This is a genomic window from Arenimonas sp. GDDSR-1 (genome assembly GCF_025980345.1).
GTDB lineage: Bacteria > Pseudomonadota > Gammaproteobacteria > Xanthomonadales > Xanthomonadaceae > Arenimonas.
In genome coordinates this window covers 22,097-39,403 of the sequence record NZ_JAPDUI010000002.1, presented here as the reverse complement: position 1 = coordinate 39,403, position 17,307 = coordinate 22,097, and the positions used below count along the sequence as shown (strand labels likewise).

Sequence of the window (17,307 nt, the reverse complement as noted above, 5' to 3'; positions counted from 1 at the left end):
GGGGCAGAATGTGAATCGGTTCACAAAAACCCGGATTTGCCCTACTATGAAGATAGGGAACACTCCGGGGATGGGGCAATGTCATTGAAATCGTTCACTGAATTTCTGTGTATCGGCATGCTTGCGGCAGTTGCCGCCGGATGCAACAGCAGCACGCCGGAGGCGCAGGCCAGCCGGCCGCCACCAGTCGACGATCCCAATATCGAAGTCAAACGCACCATCGTGATGACCGGGGCCAACCAATGCCAGCTGAAAATCCAGCGTGGCCGTGACGAGCCGGAATTGCTGACTCCCAAGGCCTGCAATCCGGTGACCGCCGCCGATGGTCATGTCACGGAAGTCAGTATCGTCTTTGATGCACCGTGCAAGACCTATCCGTTCAAGAACATTATCGCTGAACTTTACTTCGTCGATGAAAAAAGCATCGCCAGCCGGAACAGCGCCTGCCCGGTCGAATCGTTCAATACCAGTTATGGCTGGGCCTTGGAAAAAAATTGACGCACTTCACGAAATTATCACGAAGAGTTTTCAGTTAAGACACAAATCGCACTTGGTGCCGGCTTAATGTGACAGAAATCACACTTTTGTCAATCCTTCGTCATGAAATTCCAAGAGCGCGCATTTGCGGCGGCATTACCCTCCTTTCGGTCGGAACAGTCCATTGACGGCGATCAAGGATTATCGACGTCCAAAAATCATGCTATTGATTTACCTAATAAAATAACAGTATTACTGACCAAGCATCCTTGTCACAGCAATCAATTCGCTGCCGAAGAAATACGCTGCCTTCGCAGGGTCGGATACGACATCGCACTATCCGCACTGGACTCAACACTGCAGGACTGCAAAGATTTAAGCTCGGAAATCAAAGCGGAAATCAAGGCAACGCATTATGTGAGAGCCCGCGGGGCAATACATGAAATTGCCAACCATCTGCGAGCAGTTTCCAAACCACTGTCTTATCTTCGCCTTGCTTACCATGCTATCCGACTTGATGGCTGGATTGGCCTCATAAGAAACCGACATATCGCTGATGTACTTGACTTGGCGCAATGGATGCGTCAAAACGGAATCGGTCATCTGCATGCCCATTTTGGGACCGAAGCGGCACGTGTTGCTGTTTTAATGAGTCACTTTCGTCCTGTTACCGTTTCACTAACCCTGAGCAACTCGGATGAGCTTCATCATGCCGGGCCAACTCGGTTGAAACAAAAAGTCGAAGCGGCTGATTTCATCATTTGTGTCGGAACCGCCACCAAAAACCTCCTCATGCGTCTTACGCACCCTCAACACTGGCATAAATATGATGTCTGCGCCCTGGGGGTTGATACACAGCGTTATCAGCCAAAGCCGCTTCGATTGAAGCCAGGCATATTCACAGTCCTTTGTGTTGGCCAGCTCGAACCTCACAATGGCCAGAGAACACTCTTGGAAGCCTGCAGCTTGCTAAGAGAATATGGACGAGAAATCCGGCTGGTCTTCGTTGGCAACGGCTGCGATGAGGTTGAACTTAAATCCCGGGCAAAGGGAAAGAACATGGAACATGCTGTAACTTTCGCCGGAGCCCTGCATCAAGAGCGCCTCAGTGACTGGTACGGACGCGCTGACACCTTCGTCAATTCAAGCCTGGCTGAGGGCATGTCATTGCCCGTAATGGAGGCGATGGCAAGCGGCCTGGCCTGCGTAAGCTCAAGAACAATTAGCATGTTGGAACTGATTCGTGAGGGATCCGATGGACTTCTAGTCGAGCCAAATAACGCCCAGGAGCTTGCAGGCGCCATTCTTCGCCTCATGGACGACGATGAACTCAGAACGCGCCTGGCTGTTTACGGCCGAGCCCGAATACTCCAGAAATACAGTCTTTTACGGACGTCTGAACGTTTTGGGAATCTGTTCCAGACCCGATTGTCGACCCGGCAAGGCCATCGCAGAAAATCGGTTACGGCCAATGGCCATCCGATGAAACTTGACCTGTTATTCAATCCGTCCGATCGATGATGTTGAGCGAACCTCACTCTACGGTTTTATTGACCTTCTCGATGCGGTAACCCCAGCCGTAGACCGGGAATATCTGCCAGCCATGCTTCGGTCCGATATCGAGCTTGCGCCGGATACGGCTGACATGGGTGTCGACGGTGCGGGTATCGACATCGGCATTCAGACCCCACAGCTTTTCTAGCAGGGCAACCCGAGACAGTAAAACGCCGGGACTCTGGAACATATGACAGACCAACTCGAACTCTTTCTGGGTAAGCTCTACCGCCTTGCCATCGACTTCGATGCACCGCCGGTCGCGATCGACCCGGTAGTCGCCGAAATTCAAAACCTGAGCCGGCTTTGAGCGACGGGCAAGCGACTCGATCCGCGCCTTCAATTCATGGCTCTTTGGCGGCTTGACCACATAGTCATCGGCACCGGCCTTGAGTGCAGACACGATATCCAGCTCGGCATCCTTTGCAGTAATGAAAATCACAGGAATATTCCATCCGATATTCTTGCGGACCCAGGCAAGCACATCTATTCCATTACCGTCTGGAACCATCCAATCGATAATCAGAATGTCGTATTTCCGGGTCTGAAGAGCATCGGTAAAATTCCGTGCCGTGTCGAAACAATCACAATTGAACCCACCCGCACTGAACCACAGGCGATACATCTCCTGCTGCGTGATTTCGTCTTCTAGGATTCCGATATGCATGTCTGACTTGAAACACCCCTGATCATCCCCCTACCTATTGTAAAGCAAAATCCATGGCCCACAAGCCTCGGAGCGCCGAAGCGTCCGTGCTAGAATCGATTTAGATATATGCCATGACATTTTTCAAGCACAAATGCTATCGCTATCAGTTCCTCAGGAGTTCCGTGGCCTTCGCATTTTGGTCGCAGAAGACAATGCGTTCAACCAGACCATAATCCGCCAATGGCTGACGATGGCGGGCATCGACGTGGTAATGGTCGGGACCGGCGGGGAAGCCTGCTTGGCACTCGAGGTAGCTGATCCCGATCTGGTCTTCATGGACGTCAGGATGCCGGGCATGGACGGTATCGAAGCTGCGCATCAGATGCGCATGAGTGGCTTCAGAAGGCCGATTGTCGGACTTTCGGCCGCGAGCAGCAGAGCAGATCAGAACGCCTGCCTGGCCGCCGGTATGAGTGACTTCCTGGCAAAACCCATTGATGTCGATGAACTATGGGGATGCCTGACTCGCTGGCTGAAACCATGCGGAATAATCGAGCTGGTAGCCGACCCGTCTGTCGAGTTTTTCAATAGTGCTTCCGAAGCCCGTTTTCTGGGGAATGTTGGCGCACTGCGGCGCGCGCATGAGGCTTTCGTTGACTGTCATCGCGATGACGGCATGAAATTGAGAAACATGCTCTTCAATGGCAATTACACGGAACTGACAAATATTGCACATGCATTGAAAGGATCCGCGGCGACCATTGGCCTTAATGCTCTGAGTGAGTTAACGCTAGCTCTGGAGAAAAAAATTCAGGCCAATGCCAGCTCGAAAGAGCTGTTGCAATTGATTGACTGGATCGATAACCAGCTGGCGGTCCTTTCAGAACACTCATGATTGCGCAAGCAATTCGATAATGAAAAGCCCCTGCTGGCAGGGGCTTTAGAACTACTGGCGGAGAGGGAGGGATTCGAACCCTCGGTAGGCTCACACCTACGCCTGATTTCGAGTCAGGTACATTCGACCACTCTGCCACCTCTCCGGCGTCATGGTAGAGGGCAATTATAGCGTTCCCGGCGGCTTTTTGGCTAGCCGTATATCCCCGAAACGGACCAAACCGTTCATAATGTCGGCATGCCCCACTGCCATTCCAGACATGTTTGAAATCGGCCACATCAGCCACCCCGGCAGAAAACGCCTGCTGAATGAAGACACCTACGATCTGGATTCCGCATCGGGTCTGGCCGTCGTGGTCGACGGCATGGGCGGCCCGGATGCCGGCGATATCGCCGCTTCATTTGTCCGTGACCAGCTGCGCAAGGGCCTGCAACAGGGCGACAGCCCCTCCGAAGCGCTGCGCAATGCCGGACAGGCGCTGCGCATCCAGCGTCCGCAGCAGGGCTCACAACCGAGCGGTGCCAGTGCCATTGCGGCACGATACAGCGAAGACGGACTGCACCTGGCCTGGGTCGGAACCTGCAGGGCGATATTTTCGGACGGCAGGCATTTCCGGACGGTTGCGGCGGATGCGGGTGCAGCTACAGCGGGCAAGGCCACCGGTACCGGAGCCAATGTCATTCAGGCGCTCGGTGTCACCCCGACCGAAAAACTCTGCATATTCGAAGCACGCATGGCATTCCGCCGCGGACAGAGCATCATGCTGTGCACAGACGGCATGCTGGAGGCCTGCAGCGGGCCTGAGCTGGAAGCCAGTCTATGCGATGCGCGTCTCGGCGCCCAGGAAGCGGTAGAAATTCTATTGATGCACGCCCTTCGCGGCGAAGCAAACAACAACCTGACCGCCCTGCTGCTGCGCCTCGCTTAATCCGGCCAGAGGGTTTTTCCCGACTTGCCCGCGATTTTGCCGATCCGGGCGAGATGGGCTTCAAGCTCCTGCGCCGTTGCCTTCAGCACAAGCGCGGAACCTGAAACCGCAACAATGACTTCCGCATCGGCCGCACCGGCCGCCGGAACCGCGTCGTCGAAACCGAACCCGGTTTGGCCGGATGTCATGGCCAAATAGACATCGGTCAGTAATTCCGCATCCAAAAGCGCCCCGTGCAGCTGCCGGTGTTTGTTATCAACCCCCAGGCGTTTGCAGAGTGCATCCAGGGAATTGCGCTGCCCCGGATACAGTTCCCGCGCCATCTTGAGGGTATCCAGCACACCCGCATGCCGGTCGATGCGGCCATAGTCGGCCCCAAGCAGGCCCAGTTCGTAATTCAGGAAGCCGACATCGAACTCGGCATTGTGGATGACCAGCTCGGCACCGGCGATGAACGCCAGAAAGTCCTGGGCGCATTCTTCGAAGCGGGGCTTGTCAGCCAGGAAATCCAAGGTCAATCCAGTGACTTCGGCCGCGCCCGGTTCCATTTCGCGGCCCGGATTTAGGTATTGCTGGTAGGTTCTGCCGGTAGGCCGCCGATTGATGAGTTCGATGCAGCCGATTTCAACGATGCGGTTTCCCTTCTCCCAGGAAAGGCCGGTGGTTTCGGTGTCGAGAACGATCTGGCGCATGCTTTTTCCTATTTGTACGATTCGGCCGCGGAACGCGCGAGGGCGTCGACACGCTCATTTTCGGCATGGCCGGCATGCCCTTTCACCCAATGCCAATGGACCTTGTGCCGTGCATTGGCTTCGTGCAGACGCTGCCAGAGATCCTGATTCTTGACCGCCTCACCCTTGGCGTTTTTCCATCCGCGTCTGATCCAGCCCGGCAGCCATTCGGTAATGCCCTTCTGCACGTACTGCGAATCGGTATACAGATCCACCTTGCACTTCCGGTTCAGCGATTCCAGCGCACAGATGGCGCCCAGCAGCTCCATCCGGTTATTGGTCGTGTGCCGCTCGCCGCCGGAGAGTTCCTTCTCTGTTTTTCCATAGCGCAGCAGCGCACCCCACCCGCCGGGCCCGGGGTTTCCGGAACAGGCCCCATCCGTATGGATTTCTATATGGGGGACGGACGTCGTGGACTCGTTCATGAGCTTGTTTCTTCCCGGGCCAGGGCGACGGCCGCGGCATTTTTGCGCAGTGGAGTGAGAGCGGATTTGCGTTTCCGCAACAACAGGAAGTTTACCGAACGCAACACCGGCAGTCGAGCACTGCCGAGTTGCTCATGCCGAATCAGATCCAGACCGGCATCGCGCAGCATCGCCGACCAGACCGGCGCCGTTTCGAGGCGCATGCCGGACCAGACCCCGGTAAAGCGTACCGGAGCGAAAGGATTCAGCAGCAGCACCGCCAGATGTCCTTCGGGAACCAGAATCCGTTCGCATTCGGCGATCAGTGCCGCCGGATCGGAAGCGGTTTCCAGAACGAATACCGCCAGCACCAGGGCCATGCATTCATTGGCCAGAGGCAGCCGATCATCATCGGCAATGACATCCCCGTAGAACCGTCCGTTCGCACGCTGGAGCTGATAGCCGGGGGAACACTGCAGTCCGGGCAGTTCAAGCCCCTGCGCGCACGGTTGCAGCACAAGGGCATTATGGCCGCACAGGGGCCACAGCCAGGGCGCGGCCAGAGAAACGCCCTCGGCCGCCAAGGCCTGGCCTTTGTCGGTCTCGAACCAGTTGTTTTCGCCCGTCATGTGCCGGCACCGTTTAAACTAGGACTATTGTGCGTCAAATGACGGCCATGGTCACCTTTCATGACAGCTCTGCTTGCGCTTCCGGCTTTCGAAGACAACTACATCTGGTGCTACCGCGGCAGCAATGGCGCAAGCATCGTGGTTGATCCGGGCGATGCCGGTCCCGTCCTTGCCGCCATGGCCGACGGCCTGCGCATCGAAGCCATCTTGATCACCCATCACCATAACGACCATATCGGCGGCCTGCCGGCGCTGCGCGCAGTTTTCAACGGTCCGGTGTTCGGACCTGCGGATGCGCGCATCAGCGGCATCGACCGGATTGTCGGGGATGGCGATACCGTTCATACCCCCGGATTCCGGCCATTCCGGGTTCTGGCAGTCCCCGGTCACACCCGCAGCCACCTTGCCTATACGGATGACGATGTGCTGTTCTGCGGCGATACCCTGTTCAGCCTCGGATGTGGCCGCCTGTTCGAAGGCACGCCGGACCAGATGCTGATGTCTTTGGACCGGCTGGCCGCCCTGCCGGATGACACCCGGGTCTGCTGCACCCACGAATACACGCTGTCCAATGCCCGGTTTGCAGTCGCCGCGGAACCGGTCAATCCGGAGCGGGACCGGCTGATTGCCGAAATTAGCGCCCTGCGTGCCACAGGACAACCGAGCCTGCCGTCACGGATCGGCGTCGAGAAAGCCTGCAATCCGTTTCTGCGTTCGGACCATCCCGAGCAACTCAGTGGCCTGGCCAGACACCTCGGCTACATGCCGGAGACCCGCCAGGCGCGTTTCAGCGCATTGCGCGCCTGGAAAGACCGGTTCCAGTGAATCCGATGCGGCCAGGGCTTCTGTTGATGCTGCTCGGCATTGCCGGATCATCGGCTGCGCAGGACGCGCCGAAACCGGCCGCATTCCAACGCAGCGGGCAGGATGTATTCCTGCGCATCAGCGGCGCCCTGGATCCCGCATCCTGCACCGAAGCGGCCGCCTCGAGCCGGTGGATGAAAGACTACATCCATGACACGGGTCGGTTCGGGCAGCAACTGTCGGTGATGCTGCCGATACTCGACCATGTCAGTTATCAGGCTCAAAAACGCGGCCTGCCGATGGAATACGCCCTGATCCCTTTCGTGGAAAGCCGCTTCCAGCCGAAAGCCGTTGCCAAGGGCGGGCCGACCGGCCTGTGGCAGCTGATGCCGGAAACCGGACGGCACTACGGACTTCGCATCGGCGGGAAAAAAGACGGACGGCTATCGGTGATCCAATCAACCGATGCCGCGCTTTCCTATCTGCAGAAACTGCAGAACATGTTCGGTGATTGGCAGACCGGCATCATGGCCTACAATGCCGGTGACAGCCGCTTGCGCGGAAGCCTGAGACGCCAGGGTCTGGACAAGGCCGATGCCGACCGGCGGCTACCGACGGGTCTGGCGCCGCACACCTACGCCTATGTCAAGAAAATCCAGGCGCTGAGCTGCTTCATGTTCAATCCGGCCAGCTTCGGCGTGACACTGCCGAATGAAACCGTGTTCACGCCATTGGAAATCGATACCGACCCGTTGGCGCCGGTGCCCGATAACGGCAACTGATCCCTGAATGAAAGCGCCCGGCATTGCCGGGCGCTTTCGTAATCCGCACTTGCTTTTACGCAATCAGAGCCGGTCTTCGGCAATCACCACTTTGAAACTGCTGCGCAGGGCCTTGATGTATTCGGCGACCTGCTGGGCTCCGCGCACCTGACCGAGATAACGGGTCATTTCGGAGCGTTCCTGCGGCGGCAGCGCCGACAGATCGGGCTCGTTCACGGCTTTCAACTGCATCAGCAGATACCCGCCGTCCGGCAGCTTCGCGATTCCGGCGCCGCCGGGCTTGCCGTTTTCCGGACGCGCCAGACGGAATGCTTCCTGGACGACCGGCTGCAATTGCGGCACCGGTGCCTGGCGGCTTACCGCGAGCGCAGGAATGACCGGACGCGACAGGGCTGCGGCGAGCTGCTCGAGCGTTTCGCCCTTGTTCAAACGCTGCAGAAGCGCCTTGGCGTCTTTTTCGGCCTGCTTGGCGGCACGATCCTGGACAAAGGCGAGACGCACCACATCCTTGACCTGTGCAAATGGCAGCGTGGCCACGGGCTTGTGATCGACCACGCGCAGAATGACCACGTGGTTCGGTTCCAGTTCAATCAGATCGCTGACCCGGCGGTCGACCAGAATATCCTCCGAAAAGGCCGCTTTCCGGATCGGCTCAAGGGCGGCAATGCCTTCTCCGCCACGCCGCGTGAATGCGCCGCTTCGAAGCAGGGGCTTGCCGACGGCCTTGGCCGCCGGCTCGAGAGAGCTGGCATTTTCACCGACGGCATTGATCATCTTGCCGGCCAGCTCATTGAACTGGCGCTCCAGTTCGGAGCTGAGGTATGCGGCTTCGATTTCGCCGCGGACGGCTTCGAACGGTTTGGCGGTGCCGGCGATCAGCTCGCGGTAATACAGCACGTGCCAGCCGTCTTCCAGGCGGACTGGCTCGGAAACCTGGCCCGGCTTCAGGGCGAAGAACGCCTTGTCGAACGCATCGCCGAAGATGCCTTTTTCAATCGGACCGAGGTCGCCGCCGGCATCTTTGCTAGCGAGATCATCGGAGTTCTTGGCCATTTCGGCAAAACTGCCCGGGTTGGACTGGGCCTGCTTGGCAATGGCCTGTGCTTTGGCTTTGGCCGCGGCTTCCACGGCGGCGGAAGCACCGGCCGGAACTTCAATGAGAATGTGGGAAGCCACGCGCTGCTCGGGGGTGCCGTACTGGGCTTTCTGTTCTTCGTAACGCGAACGCAGAACGGCTTCATCGACCTTGAGCTCGGACTGGACGGCGTTCTGGTCAAGCTCGACATACTCGATGGTCACGGTTTCCTCGGTCCGGTACTCGGTCTTGTGGCTGTTGTACCAGGCCATCAACTCAGCATCGGTCGCATTGGCATCCAATGCCGGCAGCGGTACTTCGAGGTAGGAAAGATCGCGCTTTTGTTCGGCAAGCTTGCGCATGCCAACGGCATCGGCATAGGAGGCGATGCCGGAGCTGACGTACTCATCGGCAATGAACCGGGTCATCAGATCCTGCCGGATGCGGTCTTCGAACTGGGAAGGCGTATAACCCAGCTGCTGGATGGCCAGCTGGTAACGGGACTGGTCGAACTTGCCGTCAACGGTGAAGGCATCGATTTTCAGTATTTCATCACGGATCATGGCATCGGATATTTTGATGCCGGCCTGCTTGGCGCCCAACTGCATCACGGCCTCATCGATCATCTGCTCGAGGATGCGGCGTTTGTTTTCAGGCTTTTCGAATGCGGCCGCATCGAATGATTCACCCTGCTGCTGGCGCTGCTGCTGGCGGATCTGATCGACGCGGCGGCTGTAGTCGGCCATGGAGACTTCGACCGAGTCTTCGCCGTAACCGAGGAATTTACCGGGTTTGGTTACCTTGGCCACATAGTTGCCAGCACCGGGGGTATTCATGCCCTCGTAACCAAAAAATGCCATGACGGCGATAATCATGACCAGGATCAGTTTGGCGATCGGGCCGGAGGATTTTTCACGAATATTCTGAAGCATGGCGGGGCGCAGGACCGGATTGGGCAAGGCCACTATTATGAAGCTTTTGGCCCCGGAACGCACGAAAAAGAAAAGGCACCCGAAGGTGCCTTTTCAACAGTGGCGGAGTGGACGGGACTCGAACCCGCGACCCTCGGCGTGACAGGCCGATATTCTAACCGACTGAACTACCACTCCAGTTCATTTGCTTGAAGCGCTGGTGGGTGCTGAGGGTTTCGAACCCCCGACCCTCTCCGTGTAAGGGAGACGCTCTACCGCTGAGCTAAGCACCCTCAAGCAGGATGCGTAGCATACACCATTTTACCGCCGTAAGACAACAGAAATCGGCGGAAATAACGCCGGATTACTTGTTGACGGCGTCTTTCAGTGCTTTACCGGCTTTGAAGCCCGGGTTCTTGGAGGCTTTGATCTTGATGGTGGCACCGGTTTGCGGGTTGCGGCCTTGACGGGCAGCGCGCTTACGGACCGAGAAGGTACCGAAGCCGACGAGAGTCACGGTATCGCCTTTTTTCAGGGCTTTGGTGATCACTTCGATGACGGCATCGACGGCGCCGGCGGCGGCGGCTTTCGACAGGTCGGCCTTTTCGGCTACGGCAGCAACAAAGTCAGCTTTATTCATTTTTATAAATCTCCCAATGCGATTATTCGCGAAAATGTAGAAATTAAGTCCAGGTCGTCCCGCAACTTAACCATATCGCCGAAGCACTGAAATTAAGGTCCAGAGCCCGGTTGCAACAATTTATACCAGTGAATCTTGTGATGTGCAATACCCTGCAAGCCTTTATTTGCAGGCTTTGCAGGGTTTATGGCAACTTAGTGCGGGCGCACGCCGGTATGCGTTTGTTTTGAACGCGTTTTCGCGACTTTTTTCTTGACAGACGGGGATTTCTTCGGTTCCGAAAGCGGCTTGACCAGCGCGATATCAAGCACCTGGTCGATCCATTTGACCGGAATGATTTCCAGATCGCGTGTGACGTTCTCGGGGATGTCGGCAAGATCCTTGCGGTTTTCTTCGGGAATCAAAACCGTACGGATGCCGCCGCGCAGGGCGGCCAGCAGTTTTTCCTTCAATCCGCCGATCGGCAGCACGCGTCCGCGCAGCGTGATTTCGCCGGTCATGGCGACATCGGCACGCACCGGCACTTTCGAGAGGGCGGAAACCAGCGCCGTAACCATGGCGACACCGGCACTCGGTCCGTCCTTGGGCGTGGCTCCTTCGGGAACATGCACATGGGTATCGAACTTGTTGTGGAATTCGACATCCAGACCGAGCTGCAGGCTGCGCGCACGGACCACGGTATAGGCGGCCTTCACCGACTCCTGCATGACATCGCCCAACTGCCCGGTCAGAATCAGCTGCCCCTTGCCCGGCATGAGCGTGGCTTCAATCTGCAGCAGTTCGCCGCCGACTTCGGTCCAGGCAAGACCGGTAACCAGACCGATCTCGCTCTGCTCCTCGGCACGGCCGAAATCGAAGCGGCGGACACCGAGATAGCGGTCGAGATTGGCGGAACCGACCTTTTTCACCGCCTGGGTTTTCGAAGACTTCGCTTTCCCGCCGGCTTTCGCTTTCTTGACCGGCCCGGCCAGTGCGATTTCCTTGACCACCTTGCGGCAGATCTTGGCCAGCTCGCGTTCCAGCGAACGCACGCCGGATTCACGCGTGTAATAGCGAACGATGTCGCGTACGGCCTCGGAGTCGACCCGCAGTTCGCCGTCCTTGAGCCCGCTCGCCTTCAATTGTTTCGGAAGCAGGTAGCGCACGGCGATGTTCAGCTTTTCCTCTTCGGTATAGCCCGGAATCCGGATGACTTCCATGCGGTCAAGCAGCGGGCCCGGAATGTTCATCGAATTCGAGGTGCAGATGAACATGACCTCGGACAGGTCCAGATCGACCTCCAGATAATGGTCGTTGAAGTTATGGTTCTGCTCCGGATCGAGCACTTCCAGCAGGGCTGCCGCCGGATCGCCGCGGAAGTCGTTGCTCATCTTGTCGATTTCATCGAGCACGAAAAGCGGGTTGCGGCTTTCGACCTTGTTGAGATTCTGCACGATGCGTCCCGGCATCGAACCGATATAGGTGCGCCGGTGGCCGCGGATCTCGGCCTCGTCGCGCACGCCGCCGAGCGCCATGCGCACGAATTTGCGGTTGGTGGCCTTGGCGATGCTCTGGCCGAGCGATGTCTTGCCGACACCCGGAGGTCCAACCAGACAGAGAATCGGGCCCTTCATTTTCTGCACGCGCGCCTGTACCGCGAGATACTCGAGGATGCGGTCCTTGACCTTTTCAAGACCGTAGTGGTCTTCATCGAGAACCTGCTGGGCAAGCTTGAGATCCTTGCGCACCTTGCTGCGCTTCTCCCAGGGCACGCCGACCAGCCATTCGAGGTAATTGCGGACCACGGAGGCTTCCGCCGACATCGGCGACATCTGCTTGAGTTTGTTCAGTTCGTTTTTGGCCTTGGTTTCAACGGCTTTCGGCATTTTCGCTTCGGCGATTTTCCGGGCCAGTTCCTCAAGCTCATTGGGAGCATCCTCGGAATCACCGAGCTCCTTCTGGATGGCCTTCATCTGCTCGTTGAGGTAGTATTCGCGCTGGCTTTTCTCCATCTGCGTTTTAACACGCGAACGGATGCGCTTTTCAATGTGCTGGACATCGATTTCGCCCTCGACCAGGCCGATCAGCATTTCCAGGCGCGCATCCGGTGAAGTCGTTTCGAGCAGACGCTGCTTGTCGGCGAGACGCACGCTCAGATGTGCGGCCACGGTATCGGCGAATCGTCCGGGTTCATCGATTCCGGCCAATGTCGCAAGCAGCTCCGGCGGCAGTTTGCGGTTGGTCTTGACGTACTGCTCGAACAGATTAAGAAGCGTGCGCTGCGCGACATCGGCTTCGCGCGCATCCTTCACCGTTGCGGTGTCGAGCATGACCGCCTTGGCCATCAGCGTATCGTCGTGCAGGCCGATGCCGGTAGCCTGCACGCGATGCAGACCTTCGACCAGCACCTTGATGGTGCCATCGGGCAGCTTCAGCAACTGGATGACCGTTGCCACGGTGCCGATATCGTAGAGATCCTCGGACTGCGGATCATCGATGTCGGGACTACGCTGGGCCAGCAGCACGATGTGCTTGTCCGCTCCTTCCATGGCCAGCTCCAGCGCTTTCATCGAACGCTCGCGGCCGACGAACAGGGGAATCACCATATTCGGATACACCACGACATCGCGCAGGGGGAGCACGGGAAGAAGGGTATCGTTTGCCGGTTTTTTATCCATATCAGCTCCAACGCGGGAATGCCCGCCATGCTTCCTTTATGGGGCTTTTCCGTGCGTCTTGCAAGTGCCTTTATACAAAAAAAACGGAGCCGATCCGGCTCCGTTTCGGTTTACCCCGGCAACACGCCGGTTACTCGCCGGAGGCGGCTTTCGGGGCGCTGCTGTTTGAATAAATCAGGTAGGGTTCGGCCTGATGATTGATGACCGACTCATCGACCACCACTTTGCTGACGTTTTCCAGCGACGGCAGCTCATACATGGTATCGAGCAGAACCGATTCGAGGATGGTGCGCAGCCCGCGGGCGCCGGTTTTGCGCTTCATCGCTTTCTGGGCCACTGCGGCATAGGCGTCCGGCCGGATTTCCAGCTCGACGCCTTCCATCTCGAACAGTTTCTTGAATTGCTTGCTTATGGCGTTCTTCGGTTCGGTCAGGATCTTGACCAGCGCGGCCTCGTCCAGTTCTTCGAGCGTGGCCACGACCGGCAACCGGCCGACGAACTCGGGGATCAGACCGAATTTGATCAGATCTTCCGGCTCGACGTCGTGCAGCAGTTTGGACAGGTCCATCTTGCGCTCGGAGGATTTGACCTTGGCGCCGAAACCGATACCCCCGGATTCGGTACTGCGCTGCTGGATGATCTTGTCGAGACCGGCGAACGCGCCGCCACAGATGAACAGCATGTTCTTGGTATCGACCTGCAGGAATTCCTGCTGCGGATGCTTGCGCCCGCCCTGTGGCGGCACCGAAGCGACGGTGCCTTCGATCAGTTTCAGCAGGGCCTGCTGCACGCCTTCACCGGACACATCGCGGGTGATCGAGGTGTTTTCCGACTTGCGGGAGATTTTGTCGATTTCATCGATGTAGACAATGCCGGATTGCGCTTTCTCGACGTCGTAATCGCACTTCTGCAGCAGCTTCTGGATGATGTTCTCGACATCCTCGCCGACATAGCCGGCCTCGGTCAGCGTCGTGGCATCGGCGATGGTGAACGGCACATTGAGCAGCCTGGCCAGCGTTTCAGCCAGCAGGGTCTTGCCTGAACCGGTCGGACCGATCAGCAGGATGTTGGATTTGGACAGCTCGATATCGTCGTTCTTGGCACGCGACTCGATGCGTTTGTAGTGGTTGTAAACGGCTACCGACAGCGTTTTCTTGGCGCGCGGCTGGCCGATGACGTACTGGTCGAGCACCTCGAGGATTTCCTTCGGCTTCGGCAGATGGCTGCGGGCCGAACCGGCTTTTTCCTGGAGTTCTTCGCGGATGATGTCGTTGCACAACGCGACGCATTCATCACAGATGAACACGCTCGGGCCGGCGATCAACTTGGTGACCTCATGCTGGCTCTTGCCGCAGAACGAGCAGTACAGGATTTTGGTCGTGTCACCGGAGCGGGTTTTACGGTCGTCTGTCATAGTCTGTATTTCGGCAAAGGACACTCACCCTGAGCATATCACAAGCGGCTCAGGGTGAAAGTACCTGGGAATGGGGATTAGGCCGGCTGGATGCTGTCTGCAGGGCGCCGATCGATGACGGAATCGACCACACCGTAGGCCTTGGCTTCTTCGGCGGCCATGAAGTAATCGCGCTCGACATCAAGCTCAATTTTTTCAATGGGTTGGCCGGTATTGGCGGCCAGTTCGGCATTCAGGCGGGAACGCAGATAGAGAATTTCTTTGGCCTGAATGGCAATATCGCTGGCCTGACCCTGGGTGCCGCCTGACGGCTGGTGAATCATCACCCGCGAATTCGGCAGGATGTAACGCTTGCCCTTGGTGCCGGCAGCCAGCAAAAACGAGCCCATCGAACAGGCCTGGCCGACGCAGATGGTGGACACATCCGGCTTGATGAAACGCATGGTGTCGTAAATCGCCAGGCCGGCGGTTACAACGCCGCCCGGCGAGTTGATGTAAAGACTGATGTCTTTTTCCGGGTTGTCGGCCTCGAGGAACAGCAGCTGCGCGACCACGACATTGGCCACGTAATCGTCGATCGGGCCGACCAGGAAAATGACGCGCTCTTTCAGCAGGCGCGAGTAGATGTCGAACGAGCGTTCACCGCGCGGGGTCTGTTCGACCACCATGGGGATCAGGTTGAGTCCTTCGGTAACGGCCATGGCGGTCTCCTTCGAATGCGCAGTGGTCAGGGTAGATTAAACCGGACGCATCGCTTCGGTAAAGGAAAGTTCCTGGTCGGTCGATTGTGCGCGCTCGGCAACCCAATCGATGACCTGCTCTTCCATCACGCGGTTTTGCAGCCCTGACATTAAGTTGGGGTCGTTTCGGTACAATTCAATGACCTGTTTCGGCTCTTCGTAGGTCGAGGCGATCAGCGACAGGGTTTCCTTGACGCGGTTGAAATCCAGCTGCAGGGCATTCTGACGCGCGATTTCACCGACCAACAGGCCGGCGGCGGTGCGGTTACGGGCCGGCACCATGAACTGGTCGAACGGATAGACCGCATCGGCCTGACCCTGCTGACGGGCCTGTTCCTGGGCATTGGCGGCCAATTTGCGGGCTTCCTGCTCAATCATCTTGGCCGGCAGTTCGACGTGGCTGTAGGCGGCGACCAGTTTCTGGGCCACTTCCGCACGAAGGCGGCTCATCAGCATGCCTTTCAGTTCACGCTCAAGATTGGCGCGCACTTCATTGCGGAACACTTCCAGCTTGCCGCTCTTGACGCCGAAGCTCTTGACGAAGGCCTCGTCGGCTTCCGGAATGCGCGGTTCGGACACCTGGGTGGCCTTGATGGTGACTTTGGCGGCCTGGCCGGCCAGTGCCGGAACGCGCCAGTCGGCCGGGAAAGTGATTTCCACGGAACGCTCGTCACCGGCGGTCATGCCCGAAAGCTGGGCTTCCAGTTCCGGGAACATCACGCCCGAACCGATCACGGTAGCGCCCTTCTCGGTACCCACTTCCGGCACGCGTGCCGCGGCGGTGCTGGCGAAGGTTTCCACGGCCACCAGATCACCGACTTGGGCGGCGCGGCTGACCGGCTCCCAGGTACGGCGCTGCTGGCGCAGGGTGTCAATCATGTGGTCGATGTCGGCATCGGCGACCTTGGCCTGGACGCGGGTGATCTGCAGCTGGGTGACGTCGATGGTGCCGAAATCGGGGACGATTTCGAAGGTTGCGGTATAGCGGATTTCATTTTCGGCTTCAGTCGGCTCGGCTTCGATGCTCGGCTGGCCGGCGATGCGGACGTTTTCCTGACGCACGGCCTGGTCGAAACTGGCGCGGATCAGTTCACCGAAGGCTTCTGAACGGACCTGCGGGCCGAAACGCTGTTCGATCACCTTGGTCGGGACTTTGCCTTTGCGGAAACCTTTCAGGTTGGCTTTGCTGGCCATATCGCGCAGCCGGCCATCGATAACCGAGGACAGGCGATCGGAGGGGATGGACACCGTCATGCGGCGTTCGAGCGTACTGGTGTTTTCGACTGAAATTTGCATTGCAACTCCTACATGCGCATTGCGCAGCTAAAAATGAAAAACCCGCGGAAAGCGGGCTTGACGACTGAAGCACCCTTCCATGCAGATGGTGCGAAAGGAGAGACTCGAACTCTCACGGGTTACCCCACTGGAACCTAAATCCAGGGCGTCTACCAATTCCGCCACTTTCGCATGGACCGAGCAGATGATTCGGACGCAAGACGGCTTCACACCCCCTGAAGACAGGGACTCGCAAAGCGCAGACCGGCGCCGTTTCGTTACAACAACGGACTGCCGCTATTATGCCGTAATTTGAACTGGGGTGGAAGACGGGATTTGAACCCGCGACCCTCGGAATCACAATCCGATGCTCTAACCAACTGAGCTACATCCACCACTGGAGAAACTGGCGCGCCCGGAGGGACTCGAACCCCCAACCAACGGAGTAGAAGTCCGTTGCTCTATCCAGTTGAGCTACAGGCGCTCAAAGGGGATTCTGCACCACGACGGGATTTCAGGGAAGCCTTTTCGTGCATCAGTTGGTCGGGGTTGAGGGATTCGAACCCCCGACCCTCTGGTCCCAAACCAGATGCGCTACCAGACTGCGCTAAACCCCGACGGGCTGTTGAAAAAAATGGCGCGCCCGGAGAGATTCGAACTCCCGACCTACAAGTTCGTAGCCTGTTGCTCTATCCAGCTGAGCTACGGGCGCGCTGAGGGATGAAATTATGAATGAAAGCGG

At 57.9% G+C, this 17,307-nt stretch carries 16 protein-coding genes and 8 tRNA genes; 6 read left to right on the top strand and 18 right to left on the bottom strand.

Features of this window, described 5'->3' with window-relative positions:
• The first annotated feature begins 78 nt into the window (after positions 1 to 78).
• Positions 79 to 498: a hypothetical protein gene (locus Q0W88_RS00780; protein WP_297798931.1), complete on the top strand. Its 420-nt coding sequence runs from the start codon at positions 79 to 81 to the stop codon at positions 496 to 498.
• A gap of 102 nt (positions 499 to 600) precedes the next feature.
• Complete coding sequence (locus Q0W88_RS00775; protein ID WP_297798930.1) at positions 601 to 1,998, top strand: glycosyltransferase family 4 protein; 1,398 nt, start codon at positions 601 to 603, stop codon at positions 1,996 to 1,998.
• 13 nt (positions 1,999 to 2,011) lie between these two features.
• Here the strand turns inward: Q0W88_RS00775 and Q0W88_RS00770 are convergent, their stop codons facing one another.
• Positions 2,012 to 2,698 carry a response regulator transcription factor gene (locus tag Q0W88_RS00770; RefSeq protein ID WP_297798927.1) on the bottom strand — a complete coding sequence of 229 codons (687 nt, stop codon included), beginning with the start codon at positions 2,696 to 2,698 and terminating at the stop codon, positions 2,012 to 2,014.
• 178 nt (positions 2,699 to 2,876) lie between these two features.
• Between Q0W88_RS00770 and Q0W88_RS00765 the strand changes: the two genes are divergently transcribed.
• Positions 2,877 to 3,575 carry a response regulator gene (locus Q0W88_RS00765; RefSeq protein WP_297798926.1) on the top strand — a complete coding sequence of 233 codons (699 nt, stop codon included), beginning with the start codon at positions 2,877 to 2,879 and terminating at the stop codon, positions 3,573 to 3,575.
• A 55-nt stretch (positions 3,576 to 3,630) separates the two neighbouring features.
• Here the strand turns inward: Q0W88_RS00765 and Q0W88_RS00760 are convergent.
• Positions 3,631 to 3,720: transfer RNA gene (locus tag Q0W88_RS00760), tRNA-Ser, on the bottom strand.
• 114 nt (positions 3,721 to 3,834) lie between these two features.
• Between Q0W88_RS00760 and Q0W88_RS00755 the strand changes: the two genes are divergently transcribed.
• Positions 3,835 to 4,503, top strand: coding sequence for a SpoIIE family protein phosphatase (locus Q0W88_RS00755; protein WP_297798925.1), 669 nt, complete (start codon positions 3,835 to 3,837; stop codon positions 4,501 to 4,503).
• On the opposite strand, the gene dnaQ is transcribed toward Q0W88_RS00755, so the two are convergent.
• From dnaQ to Q0W88_RS00740, 3 genes are read right to left on the bottom strand one after another with little or no spacing between them, the layout of a single operon-like run.
• The gene (gene dnaQ, locus Q0W88_RS00750) at positions 4,500 to 5,195 is read right to left on the bottom strand and encodes a DNA polymerase III subunit epsilon (protein WP_297798924.1); all 696 of its coding nucleotides are present in this window, start codon (positions 5,193 to 5,195) and stop codon (positions 4,500 to 4,502) included. The genes Q0W88_RS00755 and dnaQ overlap by 4 nt on opposite strands.
• A gap of 8 nt (positions 5,196 to 5,203) precedes the next feature.
• Positions 5,204 to 5,659 (bottom strand): ribonuclease HI, encoded by a 456-nt coding sequence (gene rnhA / locus Q0W88_RS00745; protein WP_297798923.1) that lies wholly within the window; start codon positions 5,657 to 5,659, stop codon positions 5,204 to 5,206.
• On the bottom strand, positions 5,656 to 6,267 hold the full coding sequence (locus Q0W88_RS00740) for a methyltransferase domain-containing protein (RefSeq protein WP_297798921.1): 612 nt from the start codon (positions 6,265 to 6,267) through the stop codon (positions 5,656 to 5,658). Before Q0W88_RS00740 ends, rnhA begins: the two co-directional genes overlap by 4 nt.
• Before the next feature lie 60 nt (positions 6,268 to 6,327).
• On the opposite strand from Q0W88_RS00740, the gene gloB reads away from it, so the two are divergent.
• Positions 6,328 to 7,092, top strand: a complete 765-nt coding sequence (gene gloB, locus Q0W88_RS00735) for a hydroxyacylglutathione hydrolase (RefSeq protein ID WP_297798918.1) — start codon at positions 6,328 to 6,330, stop codon at positions 7,090 to 7,092.
• A 5-nt stretch (positions 7,093 to 7,097) separates the two neighbouring features.
• A complete protein-coding gene (locus tag Q0W88_RS00730) occupies positions 7,098 to 7,853 on the top strand; it encodes a lytic transglycosylase domain-containing protein (protein WP_297798916.1) in 756 nt (251 codons plus the stop codon).
• A 63-nt stretch (positions 7,854 to 7,916) separates the two neighbouring features.
• On the opposite strand, the gene Q0W88_RS00725 is transcribed toward Q0W88_RS00730, so the two are convergent.
• From Q0W88_RS00725 to Q0W88_RS00665, 13 genes are all read right to left on the bottom strand, one after another.
• Positions 7,917 to 9,860: a SurA N-terminal domain-containing protein gene (locus Q0W88_RS00725; protein ID WP_297798914.1), complete on the bottom strand. Its 1,944-nt coding sequence runs from the start codon at positions 9,858 to 9,860 to the stop codon at positions 7,917 to 7,919.
• A gap of 100 nt (positions 9,861 to 9,960) precedes the next feature.
• Positions 9,961 to 10,037, bottom strand: a tRNA-Asp gene (locus Q0W88_RS00720).
• Positions 10,038 to 10,057: 20 nt separating this feature from the next.
• Positions 10,058 to 10,132 (bottom strand) — tRNA-Val (locus Q0W88_RS00715).
• Between the two features lie 71 nt (positions 10,133 to 10,203).
• Complete coding sequence (locus tag Q0W88_RS00710; protein ID WP_188448939.1) at positions 10,204 to 10,479, bottom strand: HU family DNA-binding protein; 276 nt, start codon at positions 10,477 to 10,479, stop codon at positions 10,204 to 10,206.
• A gap of 194 nt (positions 10,480 to 10,673) precedes the next feature.
• Positions 10,674 to 13,136 carry an endopeptidase La gene (lon, locus tag Q0W88_RS00705; protein ID WP_297798909.1) on the bottom strand — a complete coding sequence of 821 codons (2,463 nt, stop codon included), beginning with the start codon at positions 13,134 to 13,136 and terminating at the stop codon, positions 10,674 to 10,676.
• 130 nt (positions 13,137 to 13,266) lie between these two features.
• On the bottom strand, positions 13,267 to 14,550 hold the full coding sequence (gene clpX, locus Q0W88_RS00700; protein ID WP_297798907.1) for an ATP-dependent Clp protease ATP-binding subunit ClpX: 1,284 nt from the start codon (positions 14,548 to 14,550) through the stop codon (positions 13,267 to 13,269).
• Between the two features lie 77 nt (positions 14,551 to 14,627).
• Positions 14,628 to 15,251, bottom strand: a complete 624-nt coding sequence (clpP, locus tag Q0W88_RS00695; RefSeq protein WP_297798905.1) for an ATP-dependent Clp endopeptidase proteolytic subunit ClpP — start codon at positions 15,249 to 15,251, stop codon at positions 14,628 to 14,630.
• 36 nt (positions 15,252 to 15,287) lie between these two features.
• On the bottom strand, positions 15,288 to 16,586 hold the full coding sequence (gene tig / locus Q0W88_RS00690) for a trigger factor (RefSeq protein WP_297798903.1): 1,299 nt from the start codon (positions 16,584 to 16,586) through the stop codon (positions 15,288 to 15,290).
• A gap of 86 nt (positions 16,587 to 16,672) precedes the next feature.
• A tRNA-Leu gene (locus Q0W88_RS00685) sits at positions 16,673 to 16,757 on the bottom strand.
• Between the two features lie 126 nt (positions 16,758 to 16,883).
• Positions 16,884 to 16,960: transfer RNA gene (locus Q0W88_RS00680), tRNA-His, on the bottom strand.
• Between the two features lie 12 nt (positions 16,961 to 16,972).
• Positions 16,973 to 17,049: transfer RNA gene (locus Q0W88_RS00675), tRNA-Arg, on the bottom strand.
• A gap of 56 nt (positions 17,050 to 17,105) precedes the next feature.
• Positions 17,106 to 17,182, bottom strand: a tRNA-Pro gene (locus Q0W88_RS00670).
• 18 nt (positions 17,183 to 17,200) lie between these two features.
• A tRNA-Arg gene (locus Q0W88_RS00665) sits at positions 17,201 to 17,277 on the bottom strand.
• Between the last annotated feature and the right edge of the window lie 30 nt (positions 17,278 to 17,307).